This is a genomic window from Curtobacterium sp. L1-20, assembly GCF_048755855.1.
In the GTDB taxonomy this organism is placed as follows: Bacteria; Actinomycetota; Actinomycetes; order Actinomycetales; family Microbacteriaceae; genus Curtobacterium.
Genome location: NZ_CP151473.1, coordinates 1,262,015 through 1,274,362 on the forward strand (window position 1 = coordinate 1,262,015; position 12,348 = coordinate 1,274,362).

Sequence of the window (12,348 nt, forward strand, 5' to 3'; positions counted from 1 at the left end):
TGGGTGGTCGGCCGGGCCGACCGGTGTCAGGAACCGAGTCCGATGGACTTGTCGAGGAACTCGTTCGTGTACAGGTCGGAGGGCTTCAGACCGCTCTTCACGTCACCGGTCCCGGCGAAGACGGGGGTCGCCTTCTCGATGAAGTCCTGCATGCGCTGCTCGTCCATCGACCCGATGTAGCCGTCGGTGTCCTTCGCCAGGCCGAGCTTCACCATCTGCTTCGCGGCGAACGCGCCGACCTTCGAGTCGTAGGTCCAGCCGTTGTTGTACTGCTGCACGAGCTTCGTGATGAGGTCGTTGGTGGCACCCGGGGACTTCAGGTAGTCGACGTCCGCCTGCTGCATGACGGGGACGAGCTTCTTCAGGCAGGGCTCCAGCTTCGACAGGTCGCCGGTGCGGACCGACATCGCCTCGGGGTACGGGTTCCAGCCGGTGCTCGAGACGAGCGCGTAGTCGACCTTCTTGCCCCAGGCGGCGACCTGGTTCTGGTAGATGTACGGCTCGGCGGTGGCGAAGCCCTGCTGGGCGTCCTTGCCGCCGGCGGACACGAACTTGGCCGGGGTGCCGTCGTAGCTGCCGTCGAGGACCTTCTTCGGCAGGATGCCGGACTGCTGCAGGTAGGTCATGTACGCGGCGCCGTTGAAGTAGCGGACGACGCCGCCGTCCTTCTCGAGCGCCTTGCCGAGGCTCTTGATGCTGTCGACCTTCGGGTAGGTCTTCGGGTCCCACATGATCGACATCGGGGACTCGTCGTTCTCGGCGAAGACGGCGGTGGTCGGCAGGTTGCCGGAGAACTGCACCTGCTCGTCGGTCGACATGTAGCCGAGGGTGATGTCCTTGTCCTGGTACATCTGCGAGGCGACCTTCGTGTAGCCGATCGCCGGTCCGCCCGCACGGATCTCGAGCTTCACGCCGGTGCTCTTGCCGTTGGCGTACAGGTCACCGGTGACGGTCTTGCCGGAGGCGTCGATCGTCGGGTCCGGACCGAGCATCTGGTAGAGGTGGCCGTGCTCGCCCTCGGGGTTCCAGTCGGTCTGCACGACGACCGTCGCGGGGCACGCGCCGGAGAGGTCGATCGCCGGGCCGGACGCTGTCGAGGAGGTCGCGGCGGTCGTCCCGGTGCCGCCGGCCGAGCCGGCCGCGCACCCGGTGAGGGCGATGGCGGTGGCGGCGAAGGCGGCGGTGGCGACGCCGAGTCGGGTGGTGGTGCGCATGGAGGCTCCGTTCGTGGTGCGGGTCTCGTGGTGCTGTGGTGGGAAGGGGTGGGACGGGTCGGGTCGGGGGAGGTCAGCTGAAGTCGTGCCAGCGACCGACGGCCAGGCGGCCGATCAGTCCGAACACGAGGAACACGGCGACGCCGTAGAGCGAGGCGATGAGGATCGTCGCGTACAGCTCCGGGCCCATCAGGCGCGAGGCCGTCACCTGGATGAGGACGCCGAGGCCGGGGTTGCCGCGCTGGAAGAACTGGTCGCCGACGATCGCACCGATGACGCTGAGACCGGCGGAGGTCCGCAGCCCGACGAAGATCGACGGCAGTGCCGCGGGGACCTGCAGCTTGACGAGCTGGGCGAAGCGGCCGGCGTGCTGCAGCTGGAAGAGCTCGCGCTGGGCACGGTCGGCTGACTGCAGGCCGAAGAGGGTGTTCGACACCATCGGGAACAGCGCGATCATCACCGTGACGATGACCCGGCTGACGAACTCGTAGCCGAACAGGGCGCCGATGAGGGGCACGAGCGCCAGGATCGGCACGCACTGCAGCACGACGGCGTACGGGTAGAGCGACCGCTCCAGCCACTTCGCCTGCGCCATCGCCATCGCCCAGACGACCCCGACGACGATCGCGAACGCGAGCCCGGTCAGGGAGACGACGGTGGTGCGGCCGAGGGCGGACCACAGGTCCGTGCCGAAGGTGGAGGGGGAGCCGTCGGGCATCGTCGGCGCGACGATCGCCTTCGCCACGAGGTGCGGGTAGGGCACCAGGAACGCGAGGCCCCGGACGTGGTCGTAGTACGCGGCTGCGGCGTACCAGATGCCGATCAGGACGACGAGGACGGCGAGCGGCGGCCACCACGAGACGCTGCGGCGAGCGCGCGGAGCGGAACGACGGGCAGCGGCGCGGACGGCGCGGGCCTCGGAGACCTCCTGCAGGGTGGCCATCAGCGGTGTCCTTCCCGGAGCGCGTGCGAGACCTCGCCGACCAGCTCGGCGAACTCGGGGGTGAAGCGGATGTCGGGGTCGCGGGGCATCGGGAACGGCACGTCGAACCGGCCGACGATGCTGCCGGGGCGGCCGGACATCACGATGACCTCGGTGGAGAGGTAGACCGCCTCGGACACCGAGTGGGTGATGAAGAGCCCGGCGAACTGCTGCTCGACGAAGAGCCGGAGCAGTTCGTCGTTGAGGCGCTCGCGGGTGATCTCGTCGAGGGCGCCGAACGGCTCGTCGAACAGGAACAGCTGCGGGTCGAGTGTGAGCGACCGGGCGAGGGAGACGCGCATCCGCATGCCGCCGGAGAGCTGCTTCGGCAGGTTGGACTCGAAGCCGGACAGTCCGACCAGGTCGATGGCGTGCTTCGCCTTCTCCGCGCGCTCGGCCTTCGGCACGTGCCCGAGCTCGGCGAGGAGCTCGACGTTGCCCTGCACGGAGCGCCAGGGCAGGAGGGTGGCGTCCTGGAAGACGTACCCGATCCGGTCGGCGGCGACCCCGGCGGTGCCGTCCGACGCGGTCTCGAGGCCGGACGCGATGCGGAGCAGCGTCGACTTGCCGCAGCCGGAGGGCCCGACGACCGAGACGAACTGTCCCCGGTCGACGGTCAGGTCGACGCCCTGCAGGGCGATCGTGCCGTTCGGGAAGGTCATCTCGACGTTCCGGAAGTCGAGCAGCGTGTCCGTCGCGGTGACGGGTGCTGGTGCGGTGGTGGTCACGGCTACCTCGTGTTCTCGTGCATGGTCGTGCGCGGTCAGGGAACGGGGACGGGTGCGGGGCCGCGCGCCGGGGTGACCGGCGTGCGGGCGGGGACGGCGACGCTGCGCCGGACCTCGGTGTGGGCGACGAGTCGCCCACGGGAGATGACGATGCGGTCCGCCGGCGCGTTCGCGACGGCGTCGGTGGTGCTGGTCGCGGCGACGGCGAGCAGGTCGGCGCGGGCTCCGGGGACGGCTCCGGCGACCGGGAGGCCCATCACGCTGCGCGCGGAGTCGCTCACCATCGCGTACGCCTCGTCCGGTGTCAGGTGGCCGGCGCTCACGAGGAGCGAGGCCGTCTCGAGGGCGTCGCTCCGGCCGACCGGGTTGAACGGGTCGCGGACGTTGTCGGCGCCGGCGGCGACGCGGACCCCGGCGTCGAGGAGTGCCCGGATCGCCGTCAGGCCCCGGGGCGTGGCGACCGGCTGCTGCCAGCCCTGCAGGTACAGGTTCGTGATCGGGAGCGTGATGACCCCGAGGTCCGCAGCGGCGACGTCGGCCACGACCTCGGCGAGCCGTTCGGCCTGCATGGTGCCGAGCCGGACGCAGTGCCCGGCGGAGTACTGGCGGTCACGGGGCCAGTCGCGGACCGACCGGGCGTAGTGGTCGAGGGTGACCGGGCCGTCGAGGCTCTCGTCGGCGTGCAGGTCGACGCCGAGTCCGCGCTCGCGGGCGATGGCGAGCAGGCGGTCCACGTCGGCGGTCGGGTCGTCGGCCAGGTGCGGCGCGCCGCCGACCAGGTCGACGCCGAGGTCGAGGACGGCCGCGACGTGCTCGTCCGGCGCGAGGGGACCGGCCAGTGCGACCAGTTCGATGTCCATCAGACCGGCGAGCTCCTCGCGGACCCGGACGAGCGCACGGGCGCCGCGGACGGCGTCGTCGACGCTCGCGGCGCCGTGGGCGCTGAGCACGTCGACGTGGCTGCGGACGGCGGTCGTGCCGGCGGCGAGCATGGCGAGGGCCTGGGTCCGGGCGCGGTCCGCGATCTCGTCGACGGACATCATGGTCGCGTACGCGGACCAGGCCGCGATCGCGGATCCGAGGTCGCCGAGCGGCGGGCGGATGCGGTCGGCGCTGAGGGCCTTGTCGAGGTGCGCGTGCGGTTCGGCCGGTGCGGTCAGCAGCAGGCGGCCGGCGAGGTCGAGCGTGCTCTCGGCCGGGGCGTCGAGGGAGCCGGCCGGCACGACCTCGGTGACGAGTTCCCCGCGGATCGCGACGTCGACGAGGCCGCCGTCGGGCAGCCGTGCGGACCGCAGGAGGGTGATCGGGCGGGGCAGTGACGACTCCATGGGACCCTTCCGATCGTGTGTGACAATGTTGATCGCATCAACATCTTCGATGCTAGGCGGGCTGTGTTTCCCGCCCGTTTCGTCCCCGTTGCCGACTCCCACCAGCCGCTCCGGACGGAACGCCCACCCCTCCACGACGATCGGAGCGCGATGCCCACCGACCTCCTCGACACCGACCGGGTCGTCGACGAACAGGCCAGACGGATCGGCGAGCACATCCGGGGGCGACGCCGTGCGGCGGCCATGACGCTCGTGCAGCTCGCGGAGCGGACGGGGCTGTCGCACCCGTTCCTCAGCCAGGTCGAGCGCGGTCACTCCCGGGCGAGCATGGTGTCGCTCGAGAAGATCGCGGCGGCGCTCGACACCACCCAGGTCGCGCTCCTCGCGGCCGGCGCACCCGCCGTCGAACCGGACGACCGGGGCCCCGAGGTCATCCGGGCCGGCGAGGGCGCCCGCGGGCCCTTCTCGAGCGGAGAGGCGCGCCTCCTCGTCGCCGCCGGACCGCACGCCTTCGAGCCGCTCGAGTGGGTGGGCGACAACACCGACCTCGGCGACTACTTCGAGCACCACGAGGACGAGTTCCTCACCGTGCTCGCCGGCGACGTCCTGCTCGACCTCCGCGGTCGACCGACGCTCCGCCTGGGGCCGGGCGACTCCGCCTACTACCGGGGCGGCACCGGGCACCGCTGGGCCAGCGCCGACGGGTCCCGGTTCCACATGGTCGTCGTCAAGGAGTCGCCCCGCACCGCCACCGCCGGAGCGGGGTCGTGACCGCCGTCGAGGTGCGGCGCCGGGTGCGCGTCGCCGACCGGGAACACGCCTCCGCCGACGTCGTCGTGCTCGACCTCGCCGCGGTCGACGGCGCTCCGCTGCCCGACTGGGAGGCCGGAGCGCACATCGACCTCGAGGTCGTTCCGGGCACCGAACGCCAGTACTCGCTCGTCGCGACCACCCCGGACGGGCACTGGCGCATCGCGGTCCTGCGCGAGCACGACGGTCGCGGCGGCTCGGTCGCCGTGCACGAACGGCTCGTCGTCGGTGCCGAGGTCACGGTCGGCGGCCCGCGCAACCACTTCGGGTTCGACCCCGGGCGACCGGCGGTCTTCGTCGCCGGCGGGATCGGCATCACCCCCATCGCCGCGATGATCGCCGCGGCCGACCGCGCCGGGACACCCTGGCAGCTGCACTACGCGGGACGGCAGCGGGACCGCATGGCCTTCGCGGACGCCCTCGTCGCGGCGCACCCGGAGCGGGTCGCCCTGGCCGTCGGCGACGAGGGGACCCGGCTCGACGTCGCGGCGCTCCTCGCGCCGGTCCGTGACGCGGTCGTCTACTGCTGCGGTCCGCGCGGCCTGATGGACGCGGTCGAGGCCGCCGCCGGGCACTGGCCCGCCGGGAGCGTCCGGGTCGAGCGCTTCGAACCCGCCGAGGACGTCGACGCCCCCGGGGAACCCTTCGAGGCCGAGCTCGCGGTCACCGGCGTCACGGTCACGGTGCCCGCCGACCGGACCCTGCTCGAGGTCGCTGAGGAGGCCGGCGCCTTCGTGCTGTCGTCGTGCCGCGAGGGCACCTGCGGCACCTGTGAGACCCCGGTGCTCGAGGGGGCGGTCGACCACCGGGACACCGTGCTCAGTCCGGAGGAGCAGGCCGACGACCGCACCATGATGGTGTGCGTGTCGCGCGCCCGGCGCGGGTGCCCGCGCCTGGTCCTCGAGCTCTGACGAGGACGGACGGGAGGCGCGGCGCACGACGTGCGTCGCGCCTCCCGTCCGTCTCGTCCCGTCCCGGTGTCCGTCAGGGGCGCTCGGTGTCGTCGAGCGGGGCGCCGGTCAGCGCCGACAGGCGCTCCAGACCCGCCTCCGTCACCAGCTGCCGCGCGAGCGGCCGCGCCCGCGCGACCACCTCGCGCACGTCCACGCGGGTGACGTCGCCGTCCGCCAGGCTCAGCTCGCCGTCCACCCAGACGTCGCGGACTTCGCGGCTGCCCGCCACGAACACCACCGCCTGGTAGGGGTCGTGCACGTTCGCCAGTGTCGGGCTCTCGCCGTCCAAGACGACGACGTCGGCACGCTTGCCGGGTTCGAGCGAGCCGATGCGGTCGTCCATCCGCAGGGCGCGGGCGCCGCCGATCGTGCCCATCTCGAACGCCTCGCGGGCGCTCATCGCGGTCGCCTGCAGGTCGCGGACACGGGCCAGGAGCGCCGCCGTCTTCATCGCCTGCAGGAAGTCCTGGGAGTCGTTCGACGCCGGGCCGTCGACCCCGATGCCGACCGGGATCCCGAGTGCACGGAGTTCCGCGACCGGGGCGATCCCGCTGGCCAGGATGCCGTTCGCGACCGGGTTGTGCGCGACGCCGACGCCGTTCGCCGCGTAGCGCTCCCGGTCCTCGCGGTCGACCCAGACGCTGTGGGCCGCGATGACCGGCACCTGGAACATGCCCGTCGCCTCGGCGTGCCCGATCGCCGTCCGGCCGGTGCGCTGTCGGGCCGCGGTGACCTCCTCGCGCACCTCGTGGAAGTGCACGTGCACGCCGTGGCCGCCCGCGACGGCGTAGTCGACGTGCTCCTGCCAGGTGTCGTCGGTGTAGCGGCCGATGGACGAGACGCCCACGCGGAACGTGCTGTACCGGCTGGCCGCGGCTGCCTCGCGGAGCGCCTCGAACTCCTCGAGGATGGGCGTCGCGCCGAAGTCCCGGTCGACGTCCCCGGAGCCGAACGACACGACGCCGCGCAGGCCCAGCTCGTCGAGCGCCTGCACGACCCCCGGGGTCGCCGGCTGGTCCGGCACCGGGTCCGCGCAGAACATGTCGTTCGCCGTCGTCACCCCGCTCCGCAGCATCTGGATGCCCTGCAGCAGGGTGCCGGCGTAGGCCTTGTCGCGGGTCATCACCGGGTTCACCCGCCCGATCAGCGCGGTCAACCACTCCCACAGCGTGTACTGCGAGCCGATGCCGGTGATGAGCCCCTCGCTGAAGTGGCCGTGCGTGTTCACGAAGCCGGGCGTGACGACGTCGTACGCGCCGCCCCGCACCACGGCGTCCGGGTGGGCGGCGGACAGCTCCGCGAACGTGCCGACCGCGGCCACGACCGGGCCGTCGAGCAGGACCGCACCGTCCCGGATCGCGGCGGGGGTGGCGGAGTCGTCGGGTGCGGCGGTGAGGACCCAGCCGGCGCGGATCAGCGTCTGTGACATGGTGCGAACCTAGGGTCCGGGTGTTCCGCCCGTGTTACCGCGCCGTTTCCCGCTCGGGCACCGGGGAGCACCCGGAACGGGGGCTTCCCGGGACACGCCCCGGGACGCTCCCCGGGCTCGAGCGGGTCTCCCACCCGCGGTCCCGCGCCGGTGCCTGCTGCTACCCGGCGGCGACGTCGAGCAGGTTGCCGAGGTGGAACGCCCACCCCTCCTCGTGGGCCGTCCGGAGCGCGTCGCCGTCGGGGAGCGCGGCGAAGCCGTGCTCCGTCAGGGTGACCGCGCTTCGTCCGTCGTCCTCCGTGATCGTGACGCGGACCGCCAGCGGGGTCGGCCATGCCTGCTGCTGCCAGACGAAGGCGAGCCGGCTGGGTGCGGTCACCTCGGTCACGTGCCCGTCGGCGGAGTGCTCCTCGCCCGACTCCGTCCAGGTCTCGCGCACCGGGGAGCCCACTCGGGCGTCGAGGACGAGTTCCGGCCACCACGTCGACCGGCCCTCGGTCAGCGCGGACCAGAGCTCGGCGGCGGAGGCGTCCGTGGCGACGGTGATCGACAGCGAGTCGGCGGTCATCGTCACACGGTAGTGCGGCCGGGTGGACCCCGGTGTGCCGGACGCGCACGGCTCAGCGCACGGATCACCGCGGCGCTCGGGGTCAGCGCGGCCGTGGCTGGTCGTCGACCGGGGTCACCCGCAGGCCGACGGACGCGACCACGGTGCCGGCCGGGATGCTGCCCGTCCGCTCGGTCTGCACGCTGCGTTCGCCGAGGTGGCCGCCGTCCGGGCGGTCGACGATGATCTCGTCGCGTTCCGCTCCGTTCGAGCAGGATGCGGCGGCCGTGCTCGTCGAACTGGCGACCGAGCTCGGCAGCGGCTCCTGGCGGGGGATGGTTGCTGGACACGTCTGGTCTTGCCCGATCCTGGTGGCGGAGTTCCATCTTCGTGCACGGACCCCGGCGGCCGATCCTGATAGGACCTGAGCATGGTGATCTACGACGCCCGTCCCCTCCGCGCCGCGGCACAGGTGGTCCTCGACCTCGTCGTCGTCGGCGGCCTCGTCGCGGCCGTGCTGCTCGGACGAGCGGTGTCGGCGTCGATCAGCGCCCTCGCCGACATCGGGGGTCGCGTCCACGAGCAGGGGTCGGCGTTCGAGGACCAGCTGCGCCGGACCGCCGACGCCCTCGGTGACGTCCCGCTCGTCGGGCGGTCGGTGAGCGCACCGCTCCGGGACGCGAGCCGGAGCGCGGGCAGCATCGCGGCGGCCGGCACGCACCAGCAGGAGGAGACGCTGCGCCTCGCCCACCTGCTCGGCACGTCGCTGGCGGTGGTGCTCGTCGTCGTCCTGGTGGCCGTGTGGCTCCGGTACCGCGGCCGCTTCGTCCGCCGTGCGACCGCGACCAGACGACTGGCGGAGGGGCCGGCCGGGACGGAACTGCTCGCGGTCCGGGCGCTGACCACGCGGGACGCGGCCGGTCGGCTCGGCGCGGACGTCGTGGAGCGGTGGCGTCGGGGTGACCCCGCCACGGTCGCCGCGCTGGCCGACCTCGAACGGCTGCGCAGCGGACTGCGCGTCGCCGGTCCGACCCGATCGTAGCGATCCGGCGTGCGGCTCGCCGCTCCCGCCGGACGGCCCGGCCCGCGACACGGTGCCGACACGACCCGGAAACAGCCGCCTGCTACAAACGCACCATGCTCACCGTCACCGGCGCCCGCCGCGTCCTCGTCGACCCCCGGACCGAACGCGACGGCGACGTCGTCGTCGATGACGGCAGCGACGTCGCGACCACGCTGGACGCGACCGGATGCGTCGTCACGCCCGGTCTCGTCAACGCGCACCACCACCTGCTGCAGACCGCCTTCCGCACGCTCCCCGGCACGCGCGGGGTGCCGATGGCCGACTGGCTGCCGACGATGGCCGCTGCGTACGGGCGGGTCGGCCACGATCCCGAGCTCTACGGACTGGCCGCGTCCGCCGGAGCCGCCGAGGGCCTCCTGTCCGGTGTCACGACCGTCGCCGACCACCACCTGAACTGGCCGGCGGACGCGACCACCGAGGAGACCGTGGCGCTCGCCGCGGCCACCGTGGACGCGGTCCGCGGACTCGGCGGCCGGCTCGTGTTCGTCCGCGGTTCGGCGCGGGACGACGCCCGGCGGGCAGCGTCGTCGGCGGACGCGATCGCCTCGGGGCTGCTCCACGCGGAGGCCGTCGGCGGCGTCGACCCGGACGGCTTGCTGCAGGTGGCCGTGGGGCCGGCAGGGGTGCACTCGGACGGCGAGGCCACGTTCCGCGCCCTCGGCGAGGTCGCCGCGCAGCACGGTCTCCGGCGGCGGACGCAGGCGAACGAGCAGGTGGACACCGCGATCGCGCTCGAGCGCTACGGTCGGCGCCCCGTCGACCTCCTCGAGGAGTGGGGTTGGCTGGCGCCGGACGTCGCGATCGCCCACCTGTGCGACGTGACCGACGACGAGATCGCACGGCTCGCCGCCGCCGGGGTCGCCGCGACGCACGCGCCCGGGTGCGACGTGCCGATGGGCTGGGGGATCGCGCCCGTCGCGCGCCTCGCGGGCGCCGGCATCCCGGTCGGACTCGGCACGAGCGGCGGGGGGAGCAACGACGCGGGCCACCTGCTCGCGGACGGACGCCTCGCGATGCAGGTGTCGGCGCTCGTCGGACCGCAGCTGCCCGCGCGGCAGGTCCTCGGCATGATGACCGAGGGGTCGGCGACGGGGCTCGGGCGGCCGGAGCTCGGCCACCTCGGCCCCGGGTCGGCAGGGGACCTGTGCGTGTGGGACGTCTCCGGGGTCGCGGACGCCGGGGTCGCCGACCCGGTGGCCGGTCTGCTCTGGGCGTCGCCCGGTCGCCGGCCCCGGCACGTCGTCGTCGGTGGGCGCGTGGTGGTGCGCGACGGGAGGCTCGTCACGGCAGACGAGCGCGAGCTGGCGGCCCGCCTCGCCGAGCGGCTGGCGCGGACGCCCGTCGACGCCTGACCCGCCGCGGGTGGCAGGATCGGACCGTGCTCACCGACCAGGCCATCGTCGCCGCGCTCCGCGCCGCCCGTCCCCGCGACGGCTACACCGTCTCGGACGTGCGCGCCGAGGACGGCGAGCTCGGCCTGACGTTCGCGCACGCCGGCGCTCCGTCGGCACGACTCCGGGTCCGCCTGCCCTCGACGGGCGCGCCGCAGTGGTGGCTGTTCGCCCCGCCGGAGGACGCCACGGACTGGGTGGGCCAGTTCTTCATCTGGACGGACGAGGAGGTCCTCACCGGCGGACTCGGCGACAGCCGTGCACGGGTCGACGTCGACGGCGTGAGCCACGTCGTGGCCGCGAACTACGGGTGGCAGCTGTCCGATCCGCGGGAGCACGACCGGTTCACCGCGCTCGCCGGCCCGTTCGGCTGGCACGACGGTGGCCGCTCGACGTGGACGGACGGCTCCGTGTCGGTGCCCGCCGAGCGCGAGCTCGAGGTGGACGGCGAGCGCTTCCTGGTGAGCGTGCGCGGCGGCACCACCGAGGTCACTTGGTTGACCGGCCCGAACCCCGGGTACGGCTTCAGCAGCACACTGGCGTCGTCGGGTCGGACGACCCCGGAGGAACGCGCGGACGCGAACGCCCGCCTCCGGTCGGACGACGAGCGGATGCGCGACGAGCTGCGGTCGTTCCTGGACGAGATCGACCCGGAGACCGGGTACCTGCGCGACGACTGAACCGGTCAGCGAGCTGACGGCGGGACCGGACGACGGACGGGAGGCGCGTGGCGGCCCCGCCTCGCGCCTCCCGTCCGACGCGACTCAGCCGACGACCGGAGGTGTCCGAAGCTGACACTCCGCAACGGGCGGGAGCGAGTTGACTCACGGGGCATGCGCGACGAACGACGAGGGATCGGACGACGGACCCGCATCGCGCTGGGCGCGGCACTCGTCGCCGGCATCGCTTGCCCGGTCGTCGGGCTCGTCGAGGTCGTGTCGGCGTCCGGATCGGCTTGGCTCGCCGTCCTGATGTTCGTCCTGGCGGCCTCGGCCGGGTGGCGCGTGACGGTCTACTTGCGACTGCTCAGAAGGTCTCGGTAGCCGATCGACTCTCGGACGACGCTCCACCCAGTCCTGCAGAGCAGTCAGGCTCGGTGTATCGGCCGCCTGGTGCGATGTTGCTTGCCTTCATGCTGCACAGACAACCGGTCGACTGCGCGCGGCCTTTCACATCGATGATGGCGGGCTTCGCCACAATCTGGTCGATCTTCCTGCTGGCGCCGCCGAGCAGGACGAGTGCCTTCGGTGCATCCGGGGGACAACGGTCCTCGCTCGCTCCGCGACGGTGAGTACGTTCCACAGCATGACTAGTGCCCACCTTAGACGCGCCGCCGTGGGAGCCGCCGCCGCCGCTCTCATCGCCGGGATGAGCGGCATCGCCAGCCCCGCCTCCGCTGCCACCACACCTGGGGTCAACCTCGACCTCAGTTGGACCGGCACCACCAACGTGTACGACAAGAGTCCGATCAAGTACACGTTCACCGTCACGAACACCGGTCGGGTCTCGGCGAAAACCACCACGTTGCAGTGGAAGTACCAGGAGCCCGTGCAGCCGAAGGCACCCACGGACGGCGGCTATGTGAACCTCCGTGCTACCGCACCAAAGGGCGCGAAGTGCTCGGTCGACACCAAGAAGCACATCGCAACCTGCCAGCTCGGGGCGCTCGCTCCCGGCGCCACCACCAAGGTCACCTGGACCGGCACCGCCGACATGAAAGGCAACCTACCCCGCGGCCTCGACGGCTCCTACGTCATGAACGTTCAGAGCACCCCCACCGACACCGCAACGAACAACAACTCGTTCACCGGCGGGTGGGGAATCAGCGAACCCCGCTGACCGAGCAGACGGGCGAACGCGATTGGGTGGGTCTATGCCAACG

13 protein-coding genes are annotated in these 12,348 nt (G+C 72.9%); 7 read left to right on the top strand and 6 right to left on the bottom strand.

All coding sequences use genetic code 11. The features are described from left to right. Positions 1-26: 26 nt before the first annotated feature. From AAEP86_RS07555 to AAEP86_RS07570, 4 genes are all read right to left on the bottom strand, one after another. Positions 27-1,214, bottom strand: coding sequence for an ABC transporter substrate-binding protein (locus AAEP86_RS07555; RefSeq protein WP_420369927.1), 1,188 nt, complete (start codon positions 1,212-1,214; stop codon positions 27-29). Positions 1,215-1,287: 73 nt separating this feature from the next. Beyond that, the gene (locus AAEP86_RS07560; protein ID WP_420369928.1) at positions 1,288-2,157 is read right to left on the bottom strand and encodes an ABC transporter permease; all 870 of its coding nucleotides are present in this window, start codon (positions 2,155-2,157) and stop codon (positions 1,288-1,290) included. Next, complete coding sequence (locus AAEP86_RS07565) at positions 2,157-2,924, bottom strand: ABC transporter ATP-binding protein (RefSeq protein WP_420369929.1); 768 nt, start codon at positions 2,922-2,924, stop codon at positions 2,157-2,159. Before AAEP86_RS07565 ends, AAEP86_RS07560 begins: the two co-directional genes overlap by 1 nt. Before the next feature lie 35 nt (positions 2,925-2,959). Beyond that, positions 2,960-4,252 (bottom strand): amidohydrolase family protein, encoded by a 1,293-nt coding sequence (locus AAEP86_RS07570; RefSeq protein WP_420369930.1) that lies wholly within the window; start codon positions 4,250-4,252, stop codon positions 2,960-2,962. Between the two features lie 150 nt (positions 4,253-4,402). Here AAEP86_RS07570 and AAEP86_RS07575 point away from each other — a divergent pair, with 150 nt between their 5' ends. Together AAEP86_RS07575 and AAEP86_RS07580 are read left to right on the top strand one after the other, a co-directional pair. Further along, positions 4,403-5,023 carry a helix-turn-helix domain-containing protein gene (locus AAEP86_RS07575; protein WP_420369931.1) on the top strand — a complete coding sequence of 207 codons (621 nt, stop codon included), beginning with the start codon at positions 4,403-4,405 and terminating at the stop codon, positions 5,021-5,023. After that, positions 5,020-5,973 (top strand): PDR/VanB family oxidoreductase, encoded by a 954-nt coding sequence (locus tag AAEP86_RS07580; RefSeq protein ID WP_420369932.1) that lies wholly within the window; start codon positions 5,020-5,022, stop codon positions 5,971-5,973. The genes AAEP86_RS07575 and AAEP86_RS07580 overlap by 4 nt, the downstream gene beginning before the upstream one ends. A gap of 73 nt (positions 5,974-6,046) precedes the next feature. Here the strand turns inward: AAEP86_RS07580 and AAEP86_RS07585 are convergent, their stop codons facing one another. Then, positions 6,047-7,444 (bottom strand): amidohydrolase family protein, encoded by a 1,398-nt coding sequence (locus tag AAEP86_RS07585; protein WP_420369933.1) that lies wholly within the window; start codon positions 7,442-7,444, stop codon positions 6,047-6,049. A 160-nt stretch (positions 7,445-7,604) separates the two neighbouring features. Next, complete coding sequence (locus AAEP86_RS07590; protein WP_420369934.1) at positions 7,605-8,012, bottom strand: SRPBCC family protein; 408 nt, start codon at positions 8,010-8,012, stop codon at positions 7,605-7,607. Positions 8,013-8,421: 409 nt separating this feature from the next. Between AAEP86_RS07590 and AAEP86_RS07595 the strand changes: the two genes are divergently transcribed. The 5 genes from AAEP86_RS07595 to AAEP86_RS07615 all read left to right on the top strand — a co-directional run bounded on the left by AAEP86_RS07595 (position 8,422) and on the right by AAEP86_RS07615 (position 12,305). Next, complete coding sequence (locus tag AAEP86_RS07595) at positions 8,422-9,033, top strand: hypothetical protein (protein ID WP_420369935.1); 612 nt, start codon at positions 8,422-8,424, stop codon at positions 9,031-9,033. 95 nt (positions 9,034-9,128) lie between these two features. Further along, a complete protein-coding gene (locus AAEP86_RS07600) occupies positions 9,129-10,427 on the top strand; it encodes an amidohydrolase family protein (protein ID WP_420369936.1) in 1,299 nt (432 codons plus the stop codon). A 26-nt stretch (positions 10,428-10,453) separates the two neighbouring features. Then, entirely contained in the window at positions 10,454-11,146 is a 693-nt protein-coding gene (locus AAEP86_RS07605; protein WP_420369937.1) for a hypothetical protein, read from the top strand. Between the two features lie 153 nt (positions 11,147-11,299). Then, positions 11,300-11,509 (top strand): hypothetical protein, encoded by a 210-nt coding sequence (locus AAEP86_RS07610; RefSeq protein ID WP_420369938.1) that lies wholly within the window; start codon positions 11,300-11,302, stop codon positions 11,507-11,509. A gap of 292 nt (positions 11,510-11,801) precedes the next feature. Next, a complete protein-coding gene (locus AAEP86_RS07615) occupies positions 11,802-12,305 on the top strand; it encodes a hypothetical protein (protein WP_420369939.1) in 504 nt (167 codons plus the stop codon). The last annotated feature ends 43 nt before the right edge of the window (positions 12,306-12,348 follow it).

What these genes read in the sequence shown, in the direction of transcription:
- AAEP86_RS07555 (WP_420369927.1), bottom strand. Translation starts at nt 1,214, where the DNA reads ATGCGCACCACCACCCGACTCGGCGTCGCCACCGCCGCCTTCGCCGCC.
- AAEP86_RS07560 (WP_420369928.1), bottom strand. Translation starts at nt 2,157, where the DNA reads ATGGCCACCCTGCAGGAGGTCTCCGAGGCCCGCGCCGTCCGCGCCGCT.
- AAEP86_RS07570 (WP_420369930.1), bottom strand. Translation starts at nt 4,252, where the DNA reads ATGGAGTCGTCACTGCCCCGCCCGATCACCCTCCTGCGGTCCGCACGG.
- AAEP86_RS07575 (WP_420369931.1), top strand. Translation starts at nt 4,403, where the DNA reads ATGCCCACCGACCTCCTCGACACCGACCGGGTCGTCGACGAACAGGCC.
- AAEP86_RS07585 (WP_420369933.1), bottom strand. Translation starts at nt 7,444, where the DNA reads ATGTCACAGACGCTGATCCGCGCCGGCTGGGTCCTCACCGCCGCACCC.
- AAEP86_RS07590 (WP_420369934.1), bottom strand. Translation starts at nt 8,012, where the DNA reads ATGACCGCCGACTCGCTGTCGATCACCGTCGCCACGGACGCCTCCGCC.
- AAEP86_RS07595 (WP_420369935.1), top strand. Translation starts at nt 8,422, where the DNA reads ATGGTGATCTACGACGCCCGTCCCCTCCGCGCCGCGGCACAGGTGGTC.
- AAEP86_RS07600 (WP_420369936.1), top strand. Translation starts at nt 9,129, where the DNA reads ATGCTCACCGTCACCGGCGCCCGCCGCGTCCTCGTCGACCCCCGGACC.
- AAEP86_RS07610 (WP_420369938.1), top strand. Translation starts at nt 11,300, where the DNA reads ATGCGCGACGAACGACGAGGGATCGGACGACGGACCCGCATCGCGCTG.